Here is a 13,535-nt window from a genome sequence, read left to right on the forward strand (position 1 = left end):
ACAGGGCGCTTCCCGCTCGGGGGTCTCCTCGAGCGGCTCGCGCCGCGCATCGCCCGTCCCGCGGCGGGAGCAGAATGGGGTCGGTCCCGCCAGCGGCCGGACCTCGACCGCTACGGAGACATGCATGAACCCCACCGGGAGCTTCCGCGCCGCCCGCGACACCCTCCTGCAGCACCGCACCGATGCGGTCGCCGCGAACGAGGCCTTCCAGTGGCCGGACGTCGGGCCCCGCTTCAACTGGGCGGTGGACTGGTTCGACGCGATCGCGATCGGCAACGAGCGCCCCGCCCTCTGGATCGTGGAGGAGGACGGCTCCGAGGAGCAGTACTCCTTCGACCGGATGCGCTGGCGCTCCGACGAGGTCGCCGCCTGGCTCCACTCGGTCGGCGTCGAGCAGGGCGATCACGTGATGCTCATGCTCGGCAACCGCCTCGAGCTGTGGGAGTCGATGCTCGCGATCATGAAGCTCGGCGCGGTCATCCTCCCGACGACGACCCTGCTCTCTCCCGCCGACCTGGCCGACCGCCTGGAGCGCGGCGAGGTCGCGCACGTCATCGCGGACGCCTCCGAGACCGCCAAGTTCGACGAGATGGAGGGGGACTTCGGCCGCATCGCGGTCGGCGGCGCGGTCGAGGGCTGGCTCGACTACGCCGACTCGCTCGAGCCCTTCGGCATCAGCCCGACGGTGGTCGTCGAGAGCTCCGATCCGTGCCTGATCTACTTCACCTCCGGCACCACCTCGAAGCCCAAGATGGTCGTGCACACCCACGAGTCGTATCCCGTGGGGCACCTCAGCACGATGTACTGGCTCGGCGTCCAGCCGGGCGACGTGCACATGGCGATCAGCTCGCCGGGCTGGGGCAAGCACGCGTGGAGCTGCTTCTTCGCGCCGTGGAACGCCGAGGCGACGGTGTTCGTCTACAACTACAGCCGCTTCTCCCCCACCGCCCTGCACGAGCAGCTCGACCGGGCCGAGGTCACCACGTTCTGCGCGCCGCCGACCGTGTGGCGGATGCTGATCCAGTCGGCGCTGGGAGCGAAGCCGCGCGCGCTGACCGAGATCCTCTCGGCGGGCGAGCCGCTCAACCCCGAGGTCATCGCGACCGTCGAGCGGGAGTGGGGTCTCACCATCCGCGACGGCTACGGCCAGACCGAGACCACGGCGATCATCGCGAACCCGCCCGGCGCCCCCGTGGTCCCCGGCGCGATGGGCCGCGCGCTGCCCGGCGTCGCCATCGCCCTCGTCGATCCGCTGACCGGCGAGCCCGCCTCCACCGGCGAGATCTGCCTCGACCTCTCCGTCGAGCCCGTCAACCTGATGTCCGGCTACCTCGGCGACGAGGACCGCACCGAGCGCGCCCGCGCCGACGGCTACTTCCACACCGGCGACGTGGCGGTCCGCGCGGTCGACGGCACGATCACCTTCGTCGGCCGCACCGACGACATCTTCAAGTCCTCCGACTTCAAGATCTCACCGTTCGAGGTCGAGAGCGTGCTGCTGCAGCACCCCGCCGTCGCCGAGTCCGCGGTGGTCCCGGCTCCGGACGAGGTGCGCCACAGCGTGGTGAAGGCCTACGTCACCCTCGCGGAGGGCTGGGAGCCGACCGCCGAGACGGCGAGCGCGATCTTCGCCCACACCCGGGAGCTGCTCTCCTCCTTTGAGCGGGTGCGGCGCCTCGAGTTTCACCCCCTGCCCAAGACGATCTCGGGCAAGATCCGCCGCGTCGAGCTGCGCGAGCGCGAGGAGGAGGCCTTCCGCCGCGGCGAGGAGATCCCCACGGAGTGGCGCGCCGACCGCCTCTAGGCGCGGCGCACGGCCCTCCTCCGCCGAGACACCGCCACAACCGCCGAAGCACCGCTGAGACGGCGGCGTCTCGACGGGAGGGGGCGGGCCGGGAAGCCGGCCGCCGGTGACCTGCGACGACGGCGATCAGCGCGGCGTCAGCGGGGGCGCACGGCGATCAGCTCGCCGTGGTCGCGGACGCCGGGGGCGCTGCGGCGGAGGGAGTGGGTCGCCTCGAGGCCCGCCTGCTCGGCGAGCGTGCGCATCTCGGCGAGCGGATGGAACCAGGCCGGCGCGACGGCGTGCGCGAACGCCTCCGTGCGCGGCCCCTCGAAGAAGCCGATCAGCACGCTTCCGCCCGGTCGGAGGTGCGCGGCGAGCGCCGCGACCGCGCCGGGCAGCTCCGCCGGCGGGAGGTGGATGAGCGAGTACCACGCGAGAACGCCCCCGAGCCCGTCGACATCGAGCTCGAGCGCCGAGCCGAGCCGGAACGGGACGTCCGGGAACCGCGCTCGCGCCAGCGCGACGAACTCCGGCACCGGGTCGACGCCGATCGCGGCGGCTCCGCGGCGCCGGAGGAACTCCGTCCAGTGCCCGGGCCCGCAGCCCACGTCGGCGACCGTCCCCTCCAGACCGTCGGCCCACGACCCGATCAGCTCGCGATCGGCTGCGGGCCCCGCGTCGACCGATCCGAGCAGCGCCGCGTACTCCTCCGCCCGCGCGCCGTACGCGTCCCGCACCTCGTCCATCCGGCGAGCGTAGGCCTCCCTGGAGCGGCGCGCAGTCAGCACTCGGAGGCCCGTGGCACATTCCGCAGCGCCTTTGGCACGGCTCTGCGGCAGGGTCCGGTGGCGCGTTCTGACGTCCGGCGCGCCTGCCACGTGAGCGTTCGCGCCCGCCGTCCCGAAGGGCGCGGGGAGGACGGATCATCGAGGTGCCGCGCGCCCCGTCCCCGCCCCGAAGGAGACCCGATGACCCCTGCCGACGCCGCCCCCGCCCTGCCCGCCGCCGCCCTCGTCTTCCCCCTGCTCGTCGGCGTCGCGCTGCTCGCCGCGGGCGCGCCCGCGCTCGTCCGCGCCGCCGGTCCACGCAGGGTGCGGAGGCGGCTCGAGGCGTCCCGCGCCCTCTCCGCGGCCCTCGGCGGAGGCCCGGGCACGCGTGAGTGCAGCGCTCCGGGGGTCCTCCCCGCCGGCCTGCGGGTCGCCGTCGGCGCTCTCCTCCTGCTCGCCGCCGGCCCGGCCTACACCGCGGCCGCCCTCGTCGCCGCAGCCCTCTGCGCACTCTCCCTCGCGCGCGCCGTCCGCCGCTTCGCCCAGGACTCGGACGGTGACCCGCCGACCCCGGCCGCGGTCGCCGCCACGGCCGCGCTGCTCGCCTTCGCCACCGTCGCCGCGGCCCAGGGGATCCTCGGTTTCTCGGGCGTCCCGGCGCACCTCCGGGAATTCGACCAGCAGGACCTGAGCTGGGCGGCCGCCCTCGTCGGAGTGGTCGCCGCGTGCGGCCTCCTGCAGCTGGCGGGGCGCGCACCGGGACCCGTGGCCGCACCGGTGGCGGGCGTCAGGCGGCGCAGCTGATGCCCGGAGCTCCGGCGCTCGACGCGCCCCCGCACCTCGTCCTCGACGGCAGCGCGGTGCGCCTCGCGCCCGCCCGCGGCTCCGTCGCCGTGATCACCTTCTGGATGCAGTTCCACAACTCCGGCACCGCCGCCCTGCACGACCTCGCCCTGCTCTGCGGCTCCTTCACCGACGGCTCGGGCGTCGAGCTCGACTACGACGAGGCCCCGGTCACCGTCGTCGGCCGCCCCGAGCGCGTCGCGCCGGGCGCGGGATTCGTGGCCGTCGCGCACTACACGATCGCGCCGCTGCGGGCGCCCCGGACGCTCCGCCACTCCATCGTGCTGCGGGGCCGCACGAGCGACGGACGGCCCTTCACCGACGTCGCCGCGCTCGAGGTCCAGGTCGATCCGCGGCGCACCCCGGAGGTCCGGTTCCGACCCCCGTTGGCGGGATCCGACACATTGCGGTGGAGGTGAGCGACGGATGCGATCGCATGAAGACTTCTCACCACCGGGCCGCATCGGCCAGGCTAGAGGGACCGCGTCGCACGGAGGACGCGCCAGAGGAAAGGACTCCGCCGTGAGGGGAATCGCAGAAGGCAGCCGACCGATCGTCGACCGCGGGGTGTCCCGCCGGGACACCGCGGCGGCCGCGTGGCTGGCCCAGAGCGGGGTCGACGTCCGCGCGAACGGCGCGTTCCGGATCGTGGCCGACACCCTCTGCAGCGACGGCGTCGAGGTCCTCCGGATCTGGCACTCGCCGGCCCGCCTGCACCGCGCCTCCGCCATCGGCCCCGGCGTCCGCCTGATCATCCCGCTCGAGGGCGTGCTCGTGATCCAGCCGGACGACCCGGCGGCGCTCGAGGTCCCGGTCGAGCCGGGCGACATCGCCTTCCTCCACTGCGACTCCCCGTTCACGATCGTGACAGACACCCCGAGCGCCCGCACCGAGATCGCCCTCGACCGACCGCTGCTGGGCCTGGTCGACTCGGCCGACCGCGGCGCCGTCGTCACCGAGGCCGACGCCGCCAGCCGCGGCATCCTGCTCTCGACCGTCAACGCGACGTTCGGCTCCACCCTCGACGCCGACTCCCCCGCCTTCCCCCTGGTGCGGGCGGCCGTCGAGCAGCTGGCGGGCGCCGTGCTGGCGACCTCGCTGCCGCGCGAGAGCAGCGAGGACGTCTACACGCGCGCGCTCGCCCTGATCGCCGCGATGTCCACCGACCCCCGCCTCTCGGTGCAGGAGATCTGCGAGCGCCTCGGCGTGCCGAAGCGGACGCTGCAGCGCACGTTCGCACGGAACGGCACCACGGTGTTCGACGAGATCCGCCGGGCACGCCTGACGACCGCGCGCGCCCTCCTCGGCGGGAGCGACTCCCCGCCCTCGCCCGAGCACGTGCTGAGCAGCTACGTCCGCTCGCAGCGCCTGCGCCGCGACCTGCTCCACCTCGAGACGGTGCCCGCCTCACAGCTGGGCTGACCCCGGACCGCAGCGCCCCGGGGTCGGTGGCGCCGCGCGGCGGCCGGAGGTCACGACGCGGGCACGCCGCCGGTCGGGACGCTCCGGACCGGGGGCTCCGCCCGCCGCAGCCGTCCGCCGTTCAGCCCGCCGCAGCCGCCCCGCGCTCAGCCCGGGTACGGCACCGACGCCGCCGGCCAGCCCGAGGCGGCCAGCTCCGCGCGCAGGCGGTGGTGGTGCTGCACCGCGCCGAGGGAGTCCGTGCGGAAGGCGATCGCGAGGGCCGCGTCGGCCCAGTAGGCGTCCCAGCCGGCGTAGCGCTCGAAGACGCGGTCGCCGACCGCGGCCAGCAGCTCCCACGCGCGCGCCGCGGGGAGGTAGCCGGCGACGTAGGCGTAGCGGATCGCGCCGATCGTGCGCTCGGCGTCGCCCGCGAGCAGGAGCAGCGGCGGACGCCCGTCGACCGCCTGGGCGAGCTCGAGGAGGTGGAACTCGCTGCCGCCGGTGAGCGCGGCGACGCGGGAGCGCATCCGCTCGGCGTCGTCGGAGGCCGAGACCTCAGCGAAGCGGGTCGAGAGCGGACCGCGGGTGAGCACGTCGGCGACCAGCAGCTCGACGTCGTCCGCCGAGGCGATGCGGAAGTCGCGGTCGAGCGCGACCCGGTGCTCGACGAGCGGATGCAGCGGCAGCTGCTGCCACGGCGCTCCCTTCGCTCCGTCGGCGTACCGGCGCCGCAGCTCCTCCGGGAGCTCGGCCCACGAGGGCTGGAACGCGAGGGAGGAGTTCCAGCCGGCGAACGAGAAGTCGCTGACCGCGTCGAGCGCGAGCAGCTGCTGCTGGCGGAGGGACGGGGTCGGCGAGCCGGCCGCGGCGAGGTACGCGAGCTGCTCGCGGCGCGGCGTGCGCGCATCCCACTGCTGGAAGCCGACCGTGGCGGCGAGCAGCCCGAAGGCCAGAGCGAACGCGAACGCCGTGAACGCGACGACGCTCTCTCCGCCGCCGAGCGCGAGCCCCCACGCGAAGCCGACCAGGCCCACCGGAGCCGCGAAGGCCGTCACCAGGAGGGCGCGCCGCCCAGCGCCCTGACCGCGCCGGTGCGCATCGGCCGCCCGCGCGTAGCGCAGCCGGGGGCGGACGGGGAACTCGACGTCTCCGGGATGGTTCTGCAGCGGCACGGTCGCAGCCTAGGGGCGCGGGTCGCGTCGATGTGTGCTTGCCTGGTCGCATGACTCTCGCCGAAGCACTCCTCGAGCGGGCCGACCTGCAGAAGCGGATCGAGGCCCTCCAGTCGCGGATCGTCGCGAACGCCTCCTACCAGGAGGGAGAGGAGCCGACCGAGGACCCGGCCGAGCTGCTCGCCGACTGCACGCGCGCACTGGCCGAGCTCGAGCGGCTGGTCACGGCGATCAACCTCACCAATGCGACGGCGACCACTCCCACCGGAGAGGTGCTGACCGCGGCGCTCGCCCGGCGCGAGGCCCTGCGCGCGCGGCACAGCCTCCTGACCCGCGCGGCCGACGCGGCCGCCGGCGAGCGCGGCTACCGCCAGCTCCGGAGCGAGCTGCGCCGCCTGCCCGCGCTGCCGGTGCGGGAGCTGCGCGAGCAGGCGGACGCCGTGGCGCGGGAGCTCCGCGGGCTCGACGCCGACGTCCAGAGGACGAACTGGGGGGTCGAGCTGCAGAGCTGACAGAAGACGCGGTGAGTCGGTAGGCGCACCGGAGCGAGCACGCACCGTCGGGCCGGCGGTTCATCCGGCCCTCTGTCACGCGGTGGGCAGCGTCCCGGCTCCGGCCGTCACTCACAGCCCAGCACCGAGGACCGGTGACCGCGCAGACAGGACACCTCATCACCATGTGCTGGCCGGTGCGCCGAGGGCGGGTTCGGGGACCTCACCGCGTCTCGAGCGGACGCGGACGCACGCCGGGTCGGGGCGGCCGTGCAGCCGGCCGCGCCCGCCCCGCCGCTCAGTACTCGATGCGCCCTCGCCGGTCGTGGAACTCGCCCGTCGGCCCGTCGGAGCCGAGCAGGGCGAGCGCGACGGTCGCGTCCGTGCCCTCGGTGACGGTCTGGTGCCCGCCGTGGCCGTTGAAGTCGGTCGCGGTGTAGCCGGGGTCGCTCGCGTTGATCCGCATCGCCGGCAGGTTCTTGGCGTACTGCACGGTGAGCGCGACGACCGCCGCCTTCGAGGCCGCGTACGGGATCGCGGTGACGGGGAACTCGTCGTGGCCCTCGGTGCTCAGCCAGCGCGGCCAGCCGACTCCGGACGCCACGTTCACGACGACCGGGGCCGCGGAGGCCCGCAGCAGCGGGAGCGCGGCCTGGGTGACGCGGACGATGCCGACGACGTTCGTCTCGAGGACGCCCGCCATCGCCTCCGGGGTGAGGTCGTCGACGCCGAACGAGGTGCCGAGCACGCCGGCGTTGTTGACGAGCACGTCGAGCCCGGGCAGGGAGGCGATCGCGGAGTCGACGCTCGCCTGATCGGTGACGTCGAGGCGGACGGGGTGGGCGCCGAGCGCGCGGGCGGCGTCGCCGTCGGCGGTGTCGCGCATGCCGGCGTAGACGGTGTGGCCCGCCTCGAGGAGTCGGCGGGCGGTCTCGAGGCCGAGGGAGCGGTTCGCTCCGGTGATGAGTGTCGTGGTCATGGGCCCATCCTGCGCGGGTCGTCGAGCCTCGACCAGGCCGCGCTCGACGGGGGGACCGGCAGTACCTGGCTCGGCGACGGCGGGCGGAGGAGGATGGACGGCATGGAGGAGTTCGCCACGGTGCTGCGCTCGTGGCGCGACCGCATCCGTCCCGCCGACGTCGGCCTGCCCGCGGGCTCAGGCCGTCGCGCCGCGGGCCTGCGCCGGGAGGAGCTGGCGGCGCTCTCGGGCGTGAGCGTCGATTACCTCGTGCGGCTCGAGCAGGGACGGGCGCGGAACCCGTCGCCGTCGATGCTCCGCTCGCTCGCGGTCGCGCTCCGGCTCACGGACAGCGAGCGCGACCACCTCTACCGGGTCGCCGGTGCCGCCGTCCCCTCGCCGGGAGTCGTGCCGCAGCACGTGAGCCCGGGCGTGCAGCGGATCGTCGACCGCCTGGGCGACGTCCCGCTCGCGGTGTTCACGGCAGCTCACGACATCCTGCTGTGGAACCCGCTCTGGGCCGCCCTCAACGGCGACCCGTCGGTGTTCACCGGGCTGGAGCGGAACCTCGTCTGGCGGCACTTCACCTCCGGCCACGCGGGCACCGAGTTCGACGCGCAGCACGAGGAGGACTTCGCGAGCGACCTCGCGGCCGACCTGCGTGCGGCGACAGGGCGCTATCCGCGCGATCCCGCGCTCGCCGCCCTCGTCGCCCGGCTGCGCGAGGAGTCCCCCGAGTTCGAGCGGCGCTGGGCGGAGGCGCGCATCGCCGAGCATCGGGCGAGCCGGAAGACGGTGACGCGGACTCCCGTCGGGCCGATCACGATCGACTGCGACGTGCTCACGGCTCCGGGAACCGACCTGCGGATCGTCGTCTACACGGTGGCGCCGGGCAGCGAGGACGAGGCACGGCTCGACCTGCTGCGGGTGACGGGGCTGCAGGCGCTGAGCACGGCGCCGGCGTGAGCGGAGCGGGCGCGGCGGAGCGGGGCGCGCGGAGCTGAGCGGGGTCGGTGGACGCGTCGGCCGCTGCGGCAGGAGTGCGGTGCCGCTCGTTCCCGCTCAGGACGCGCAGTACGCGGTGATGAACGCGTAGAGCTCGCCCTTCTGCTCGGGGGTCGCGGCGACGACGACGGTGCCCTGCTGCCCCGCGGTCTCGACGGTGACCGGGAGGCGCGTGCCGACCTTGTCCTCGGCGAGCGCGTGGGTGTCGCAGCGGGTGGGGACGGCGTCCAGGACCACGGAGTCGGCGGTCCCGGCGGGCACGGAGCGGTCGAGGGTCCAGGCGTCGGCGGTGTCGGGCGGCTGCAGGAGGATCGTGGCGTCGACGCTGCGGAGCACGATCGGGGTGCCGCGGACGTCGGCGGTGATCGTGAGGCGCGCGGGCTCGTGCGCGGCGCCTCCGGACGTGTCGATCCGCAGGGCGAGGTCGGCGTCGACGGTGCGGGCGAAGCAGCCGGACCGGGCGAGAGCGTCGACGAACGAGAACGGGTCGTCGGCGGGGTACGCGTGCTCGCCGTGGCCGTCGATGGCGAGGACGACCTCGAGCGCGGCGGGCGCCTCCGCGGCCGGGCAGGCGGGCTCGGGCACGTCGACGCGGAGGTCTCGCGAGGTCCCGTCGGGGACGCCTGTGCCGCCGGTCCAGGTGAGCGGGGCGGCCAGGCGCGGGTCGGTGAGGCCGGCGGCGGTGACCTCGATCGGGGCGCCGCTCCCGTTGTGCACCTCGAAGGCCATGGTGCCGCCGGCGATGTCGGAGCGGTTCTGCTGGACGGAGACGGAGACCCCGGGAGCCGGACCGGCCGCAACGGAGGAGCGGGCCGGGTCGGGTGCGGCCTGAGCCGGGGTGGTGGCCGCGGTACCGCTCGTCGGGGTGTCTGCCGCGCCTCCCGGGGCGCAGGCCGCGAGAGCGGGCAGGAGGAGCAGCCCGGCGGCGAGGGCGCGGAGGCGTCGCATCGTGCCTCCCTCCGCTCGCCGTCATTCTGGCGCCCAGGGCCCCTGTCCGCGACCGCCGCCGCCGGACTCTCGACGCGAGTCGCCCGAGAAGGCTCGTTCCCGGCCGTGAGAACGAGCCCTCTCGGGCGACTCAGCACGGCATGCCGGTGCGAGCGGGCGCTCCGGCACCCGCAGGCCGATCGATGCGTCACGAACGGTCGCCACGGCGGCTGCATGACGACCGTTCGTGACGCATCGCCTGAACGGCACGGGGACGACGCGGAGACGCGCACCCATCCGGGTGTGCGTCCGCTCCGAAGAAGGGCGGGGACTTCAGGAGGAGACAGATGGCACGCGGCAGATGGCACGTCGGCACGATCGTCGCGCGAGTGCGCGCATCCGCAGCGATCGGGGCCTCCGGGCTCGACGCGGCGGAGCGGGCGGAGCGCCGGGCCGAGGTCCTGCGCATCGCCGGAGGAGTCGACTCCGGTCGTCTCGGCGACGACCAGGCGATCGCGGCGTTCGGCCGGATCGTCGACGGCCTGCAGAGCGACCTGCCCGGCTCGGCGCTCGGCGCGTAGACGCGCCGGGCCGACATCCCGAGCACCCGCTCGGCGCGGAGACCCGCTAGCCCAGCGTCCCGAGCACCCGCTCGGCGCCCAGACCCGCGCCAGCCCAGTGCCCCGAGCACCCGCTCGACGCGGAGCCCCGCTACCCCAGCGTCCCGAGCGCGATCCGCGGCAGCAGCCGCTGGATCGCGACGGCCGCGGCACCGCGCGCCCACTCCACGAGCCCGCCGTCGTCGACGAGCAGCGCCAGGGGCGGAGCGTCCGGGTCGCGCGTGGCCGCGATCGCCGCGTCGACCACCGCGGCCTGCTCCGTGTAGAGGGCGACACCCTCCCCGGCCAGGATCACCGTGCCGGACATCGAGAGGTTGCCGATCGCGGCGATCATCGTCCCGAGCGCGCGGGCGGAGTCGGCGAGGATGCGCTCGGCACCGGGGTCGCCCGCGCGAGCGGCGGCGAAGCCCTCGGCCAGGGTCAGCTCGCGGCCGGTGGCGACGAAGAGCTGGCGGAGGAGCGAGGGCAGGCTGAGCATCGCGGTCGAGCAGCCGCGGTGGCCGGCCTCGCAGACGGGGCCGGTGGGATCCAGCGGGTAGTGGCCGCCCAGGCCGAGCCCCGCCTCCGGGGGCGCGACCACCCGGTCGTGCACCACCAGTCCGTAGCCCACGCCCGCACCGACCGTGAGCACCGCGAAGTGCGGGATGCCGCGGCCCCGCCCGAACCAGTGCTCGGCCCCCGTGAGCGCGACCACGTCGTTCTCGAGGGCGACCGGCAGCCCGAGGGCGGCCGAGAGCGGAGCAGCGAGGTCGACGTCGCGCCAGCCGAGGAACGGCGCGCGGCTCACCCGGCCGTCGGCGGCGATGCTCCCGCCGAGCGTCACGCCCAGGCCGGCGAAGGCGGAGGGGCCGCCGAGCTCGTCGACGACCGAGACGATCGCGGCGACCACGTCGGCGGGCTCCGTACTCGGCAGCGGGCGGACCAGCTCCCGCTCGGTCCGCGCGCGCAGGTCGGTACGGACGGCGAGGACCTCGGTGCCGGTGATCTTCGCGCCCGCAAAGCTGAGCGCGTCGGCGCGGATGTCGAGCGGGCGGGCGGGACGGCCGACTCCGGTGCTCTGCTCGGGGCCCTCGACGACCAGGCCGCCGTCGAGGAACGGGCGCGCGAGCCGGGTCAGGCTGGCGGGCGAGAGGCCGAGTCGGCGGCCGAGCTCGGCCCGCGAGACGGGACCGTGGATCAGGACCTCGCGCGCCAGGAGCTCCGACGAGCTCCCGGAGGCGTCCTCGGCGACGATGGTGTCGGTCACGGGGCTCCTTCTTTCCGGCCTGGTAGAAAGCTACCGGCACCGCGCCGCTCCAGGAACGGATCCGGCCACCCGCATCGCTCTTGACACCCCTATTACTTCTGCTCTAGAAATAAGCCATGCACCGCAGCATCGCCCCCACGAACGACTCCGTGACCCTCTCCGGCCGGGAATCGCGCCTCTTCCACCTGCAGGACGGGGGCACCAGCGTCGTCGTCGACGCCCGCCTCGTCACCTTCCCCACGATCGTGCACTGGGGCGCCGCGCTCGGAGATCTTTCCGCCGCCGAACTATCCGCCCTCGCCGACGCCGCCCTCCCCCAGCGCGTCTCGGGCGGGCTCGACGCCTTCGCGCCGTTCGGGCTCGTCGCCGTCGAGGCCGACGGCTGGCAGCACGCCCCCACCTTCGAGGGCACCCACGAGCGCGCGGCCGCGTCGGAGCGGTTCGAGGTCGAGAGCATCGAGGCGCTCGGCTCCGCCCTCCGGACCGTCGCCACCGGTGCGGGCGTGCGCCTGACCGTTGACCTCGAGGTCGACGCGGCCGGCCTGCTCACCCAGCGCGCCCGGGTCGAGAACCTCGACGCCCGCCCGTTCCGCCTCGAGCGCTTCGAGCTCGGCTTCCCCCTCCCCGCGACCGCGCGCGAGATCCTCGACACCACCGGGCACCACCTCCGCGAGCGCCACCCCCAGCGCCGCCCGCTGACCATCGGCGAGCACACCCGCCGCACCCGCCGCGGCCGCCCCGGCGCCGACGCGACCCTCCTCCTCGCCGCGGGCACGCCCGGCTTCGGCTGGGAGCGCGGGCTCGTGCACGGCGTCCACCTCGGCTGGAGCGGCGACAGCTCGCTCCGCGCCGAGCGCACCGTCGAGGGCGTCTCGCTCCTCGCGGCCGGCGAGCTGCTGCGGCCCGCCGAGATCGAGCTCGCGCAGGGCGAGAGCTACGAGACCCCGGTCGCCTACGGCTCCTGGGGCGACGGGCTCAGCGCTCTGCAGGCCCGGTTCCACGCGTCGCTCCGCGCCCGCCCGCAGCACCCCGTCGCTCCGCGGCCCGTCACCCTCAACACCTGGGAGGCCGTCTACTTCGACCACGACCTCGCTCGCCTCACCGCCCTCGCCGAGCGGGCCGCGCGGATCGGGGTCGAGCGCTTCGTGCTCGACGACGGCTGGTTCCTCGGCCGCCGCGACGACACCGCGGCGCTCGGCGACTGGACCGTCGACCCTTCGGTCTGGCCGGAGGGCCTCACTCCGCTGACGGACGTCGTCACCGGCCTGGGCATGCAGTTCGGCCTCTGGGTGGAGCCCGAGATGATCAGCCCCGACTCCGACCTGGCCCGCGCGCACCCGGAGTGGATCCTCGGCCCGGCCGGCCATCTCCCGGCCTCGGGGCGGCAGCAGCAGGTGCTCGACCTCTCGCAGCGCGGCGCGTTCGAGCACGTGCTCGACGCCCTCGACGCGCTGCTGACCGAGTACCCGATCGCGTACCTCAAGTGGGACCACAACCGCGACGTGATCGAGGCGGTCTCGCCCGCCACCGGCCGCTCCGCCGTCCACGAGAACGTCCTCGCGCTCTACCGCCTGCTCGACGAGCTGCGGTCCCGGCATCCCGGCGTCGAGATCGAGTCGTGCGCCTCCGGGGGCGCCCGCGTCGACCTCGGGATCCTCGCCCGCACCGACCGCATCTGGACGAGCGACTGCATCGACCCGCTCGAGCGGCAGACCATCCAGCCCTTCACCCAGCTGGTGGTGCCGCCCGAGCTGATGGGGCAGCACATCGGAGGGCCGCGGTCGCACTCGACGCAGCGCACCCACTCGCTCGCCTTCCGCGCCGGCACCGCGCTGCCCGGCCACCTCGGCATCGAGTGGGACGTCTCGGATCTCGCCCCCGCCGTCGAGGGGGAGCTGACCGCCTGGGTCGCCTTCCACCGCGAGCACCGGGCGCTGCTGCACACCGGGACGGTCGTGCGCGCCGACCTCGCCGACGACGCCGCCTCGCTCTCCGGAGTCGTCGCCGCCGACCGCTCCGCCGCCCTCTTCACCTTCACCCAGCTGCGCACCGGCGAGACCTACCCGCCCGGACGGATCACGCTCCCGGGCCTGGACCCGGAGCGCACCTACTCCGTAGCGCTCGCCCCGGTCACGTCGCCGCTCGGCGGCCCCGGGCAGTCGCCGCTCGGCTGGGCCGAGCACGGGACCGCGCTCCGCGGCCGCGTGCTGGGCACTGTCGGGCTCCAGGCCCCCGTCCTCGATCCGGAGCAGCTCGTCGTGCTCGTGCTCACCGCCCTCTGACCCGCCCTCCCGGCTCCGGAGCCGACCCGCTCCC

General features: G+C 75.1%; 13 protein-coding genes. 8 read left to right on the plus strand and 5 right to left on the minus strand.

Going from position 1 to position 13,535, the window contains the following annotated elements:
• The first annotated feature begins 124 nt into the window (after positions 1 to 124).
• Positions 125 to 1,804: an AMP-binding protein gene (locus tag GSU45_RS15700; protein ID WP_159916345.1), complete on the plus strand. Its 1,680-nt coding sequence runs from the start codon at positions 125 to 127 to the stop codon at positions 1,802 to 1,804.
• 137 nt (positions 1,805 to 1,941) lie between these two features.
• On the opposite strand, the gene GSU45_RS15705 is transcribed toward GSU45_RS15700, so the two are convergent.
• Positions 1,942 to 2,532 carry a class I SAM-dependent methyltransferase gene (locus GSU45_RS15705; RefSeq protein WP_159916347.1) on the minus strand — a complete coding sequence of 197 codons (591 nt, stop codon included), beginning with the start codon at positions 2,530 to 2,532 and terminating at the stop codon, positions 1,942 to 1,944.
• A 222-nt stretch (positions 2,533 to 2,754) separates the two neighbouring features.
• Here GSU45_RS15705 and GSU45_RS15710 point away from each other — a divergent pair, with 222 nt between their 5' ends.
• From GSU45_RS15710 to GSU45_RS15720, 3 genes are all read left to right on the plus strand, one after another.
• Positions 2,755 to 3,357 carry a hypothetical protein gene (locus GSU45_RS15710; RefSeq protein WP_159916349.1) on the plus strand — a complete coding sequence of 201 codons (603 nt, stop codon included), beginning with the start codon at positions 2,755 to 2,757 and terminating at the stop codon, positions 3,355 to 3,357.
• Entirely contained in the window at positions 3,357 to 3,815 is a 459-nt protein-coding gene (locus GSU45_RS15715) for a hypothetical protein (protein WP_159916351.1), read from the plus strand. The genes GSU45_RS15710 and GSU45_RS15715 overlap by 1 nt, the downstream gene beginning before the upstream one ends.
• 103 nt (positions 3,816 to 3,918) lie before the next feature.
• Positions 3,919 to 4,818, plus strand: a complete 900-nt coding sequence (locus GSU45_RS15720; protein WP_159916353.1) for a helix-turn-helix domain-containing protein — start codon at positions 3,919 to 3,921, stop codon at positions 4,816 to 4,818.
• 146 nt (positions 4,819 to 4,964) lie between these two features.
• Here GSU45_RS15720 and GSU45_RS15725 read toward each other — a convergent pair whose 3' ends face one another.
• Positions 4,965 to 5,972, minus strand: a complete 1,008-nt coding sequence (locus tag GSU45_RS15725; protein WP_159916355.1) for a DUF1266 domain-containing protein — start codon at positions 5,970 to 5,972, stop codon at positions 4,965 to 4,967.
• Positions 5,973 to 6,022: 50 nt separating this feature from the next.
• Here GSU45_RS15725 and GSU45_RS15730 point away from each other — a divergent pair, with 50 nt between their 5' ends.
• Positions 6,023 to 6,484 (plus strand): DIP1984 family protein, encoded by a 462-nt coding sequence (locus GSU45_RS15730; RefSeq protein WP_159916357.1) that lies wholly within the window; start codon positions 6,023 to 6,025, stop codon positions 6,482 to 6,484.
• A 277-nt stretch (positions 6,485 to 6,761) separates the two neighbouring features.
• On the opposite strand, the gene GSU45_RS15735 is transcribed toward GSU45_RS15730, so the two are convergent.
• On the minus strand, positions 6,762 to 7,442 hold the full coding sequence (locus GSU45_RS15735) for an SDR family NAD(P)-dependent oxidoreductase (protein ID WP_104227483.1): 681 nt from the start codon (positions 7,440 to 7,442) through the stop codon (positions 6,762 to 6,764).
• A gap of 102 nt (positions 7,443 to 7,544) precedes the next feature.
• Between GSU45_RS15735 and GSU45_RS15740 the strand changes: the two genes are divergently transcribed.
• Entirely contained in the window at positions 7,545 to 8,387 is an 843-nt protein-coding gene (locus GSU45_RS15740; protein ID WP_159916359.1) for a helix-turn-helix transcriptional regulator, read from the plus strand.
• 96 nt (positions 8,388 to 8,483) lie between these two features.
• Here the strand turns inward: GSU45_RS15740 and GSU45_RS15745 are convergent, their stop codons facing one another.
• Entirely contained in the window at positions 8,484 to 9,374 is an 891-nt protein-coding gene (locus GSU45_RS15745; RefSeq protein WP_159916361.1) for a hypothetical protein, read from the minus strand.
• 326 nt (positions 9,375 to 9,700) lie between these two features.
• Here GSU45_RS15745 and GSU45_RS15750 point away from each other — a divergent pair, with 326 nt between their 5' ends.
• Entirely contained in the window at positions 9,701 to 9,934 is a 234-nt protein-coding gene (locus tag GSU45_RS15750) for a hypothetical protein (RefSeq protein WP_159916363.1), read from the plus strand.
• Positions 9,935 to 10,064: 130 nt separating this feature from the next.
• Here the strand turns inward: GSU45_RS15750 and GSU45_RS15755 are convergent, their stop codons facing one another.
• Positions 10,065 to 11,219, minus strand: coding sequence for an ROK family transcriptional regulator (locus tag GSU45_RS15755; protein WP_159916365.1), 1,155 nt, complete (start codon positions 11,217 to 11,219; stop codon positions 10,065 to 10,067).
• Positions 11,220 to 11,335: 116 nt separating this feature from the next.
• Between GSU45_RS15755 and GSU45_RS15760 the strand changes: the two genes are divergently transcribed.
• Positions 11,336 to 13,501 (plus strand): alpha-galactosidase, encoded by a 2,166-nt coding sequence (locus GSU45_RS15760; protein WP_159916367.1) that lies wholly within the window; start codon positions 11,336 to 11,338, stop codon positions 13,499 to 13,501.
• Positions 13,502 to 13,535 lie beyond the last annotated feature (34 nt).

It is taken from the genome of Rathayibacter sp. VKM Ac-2801 (genome assembly GCF_009834245.1).
Classification (GTDB): Bacteria; Actinomycetota; Actinomycetes; order Actinomycetales; family Microbacteriaceae; genus Rathayibacter.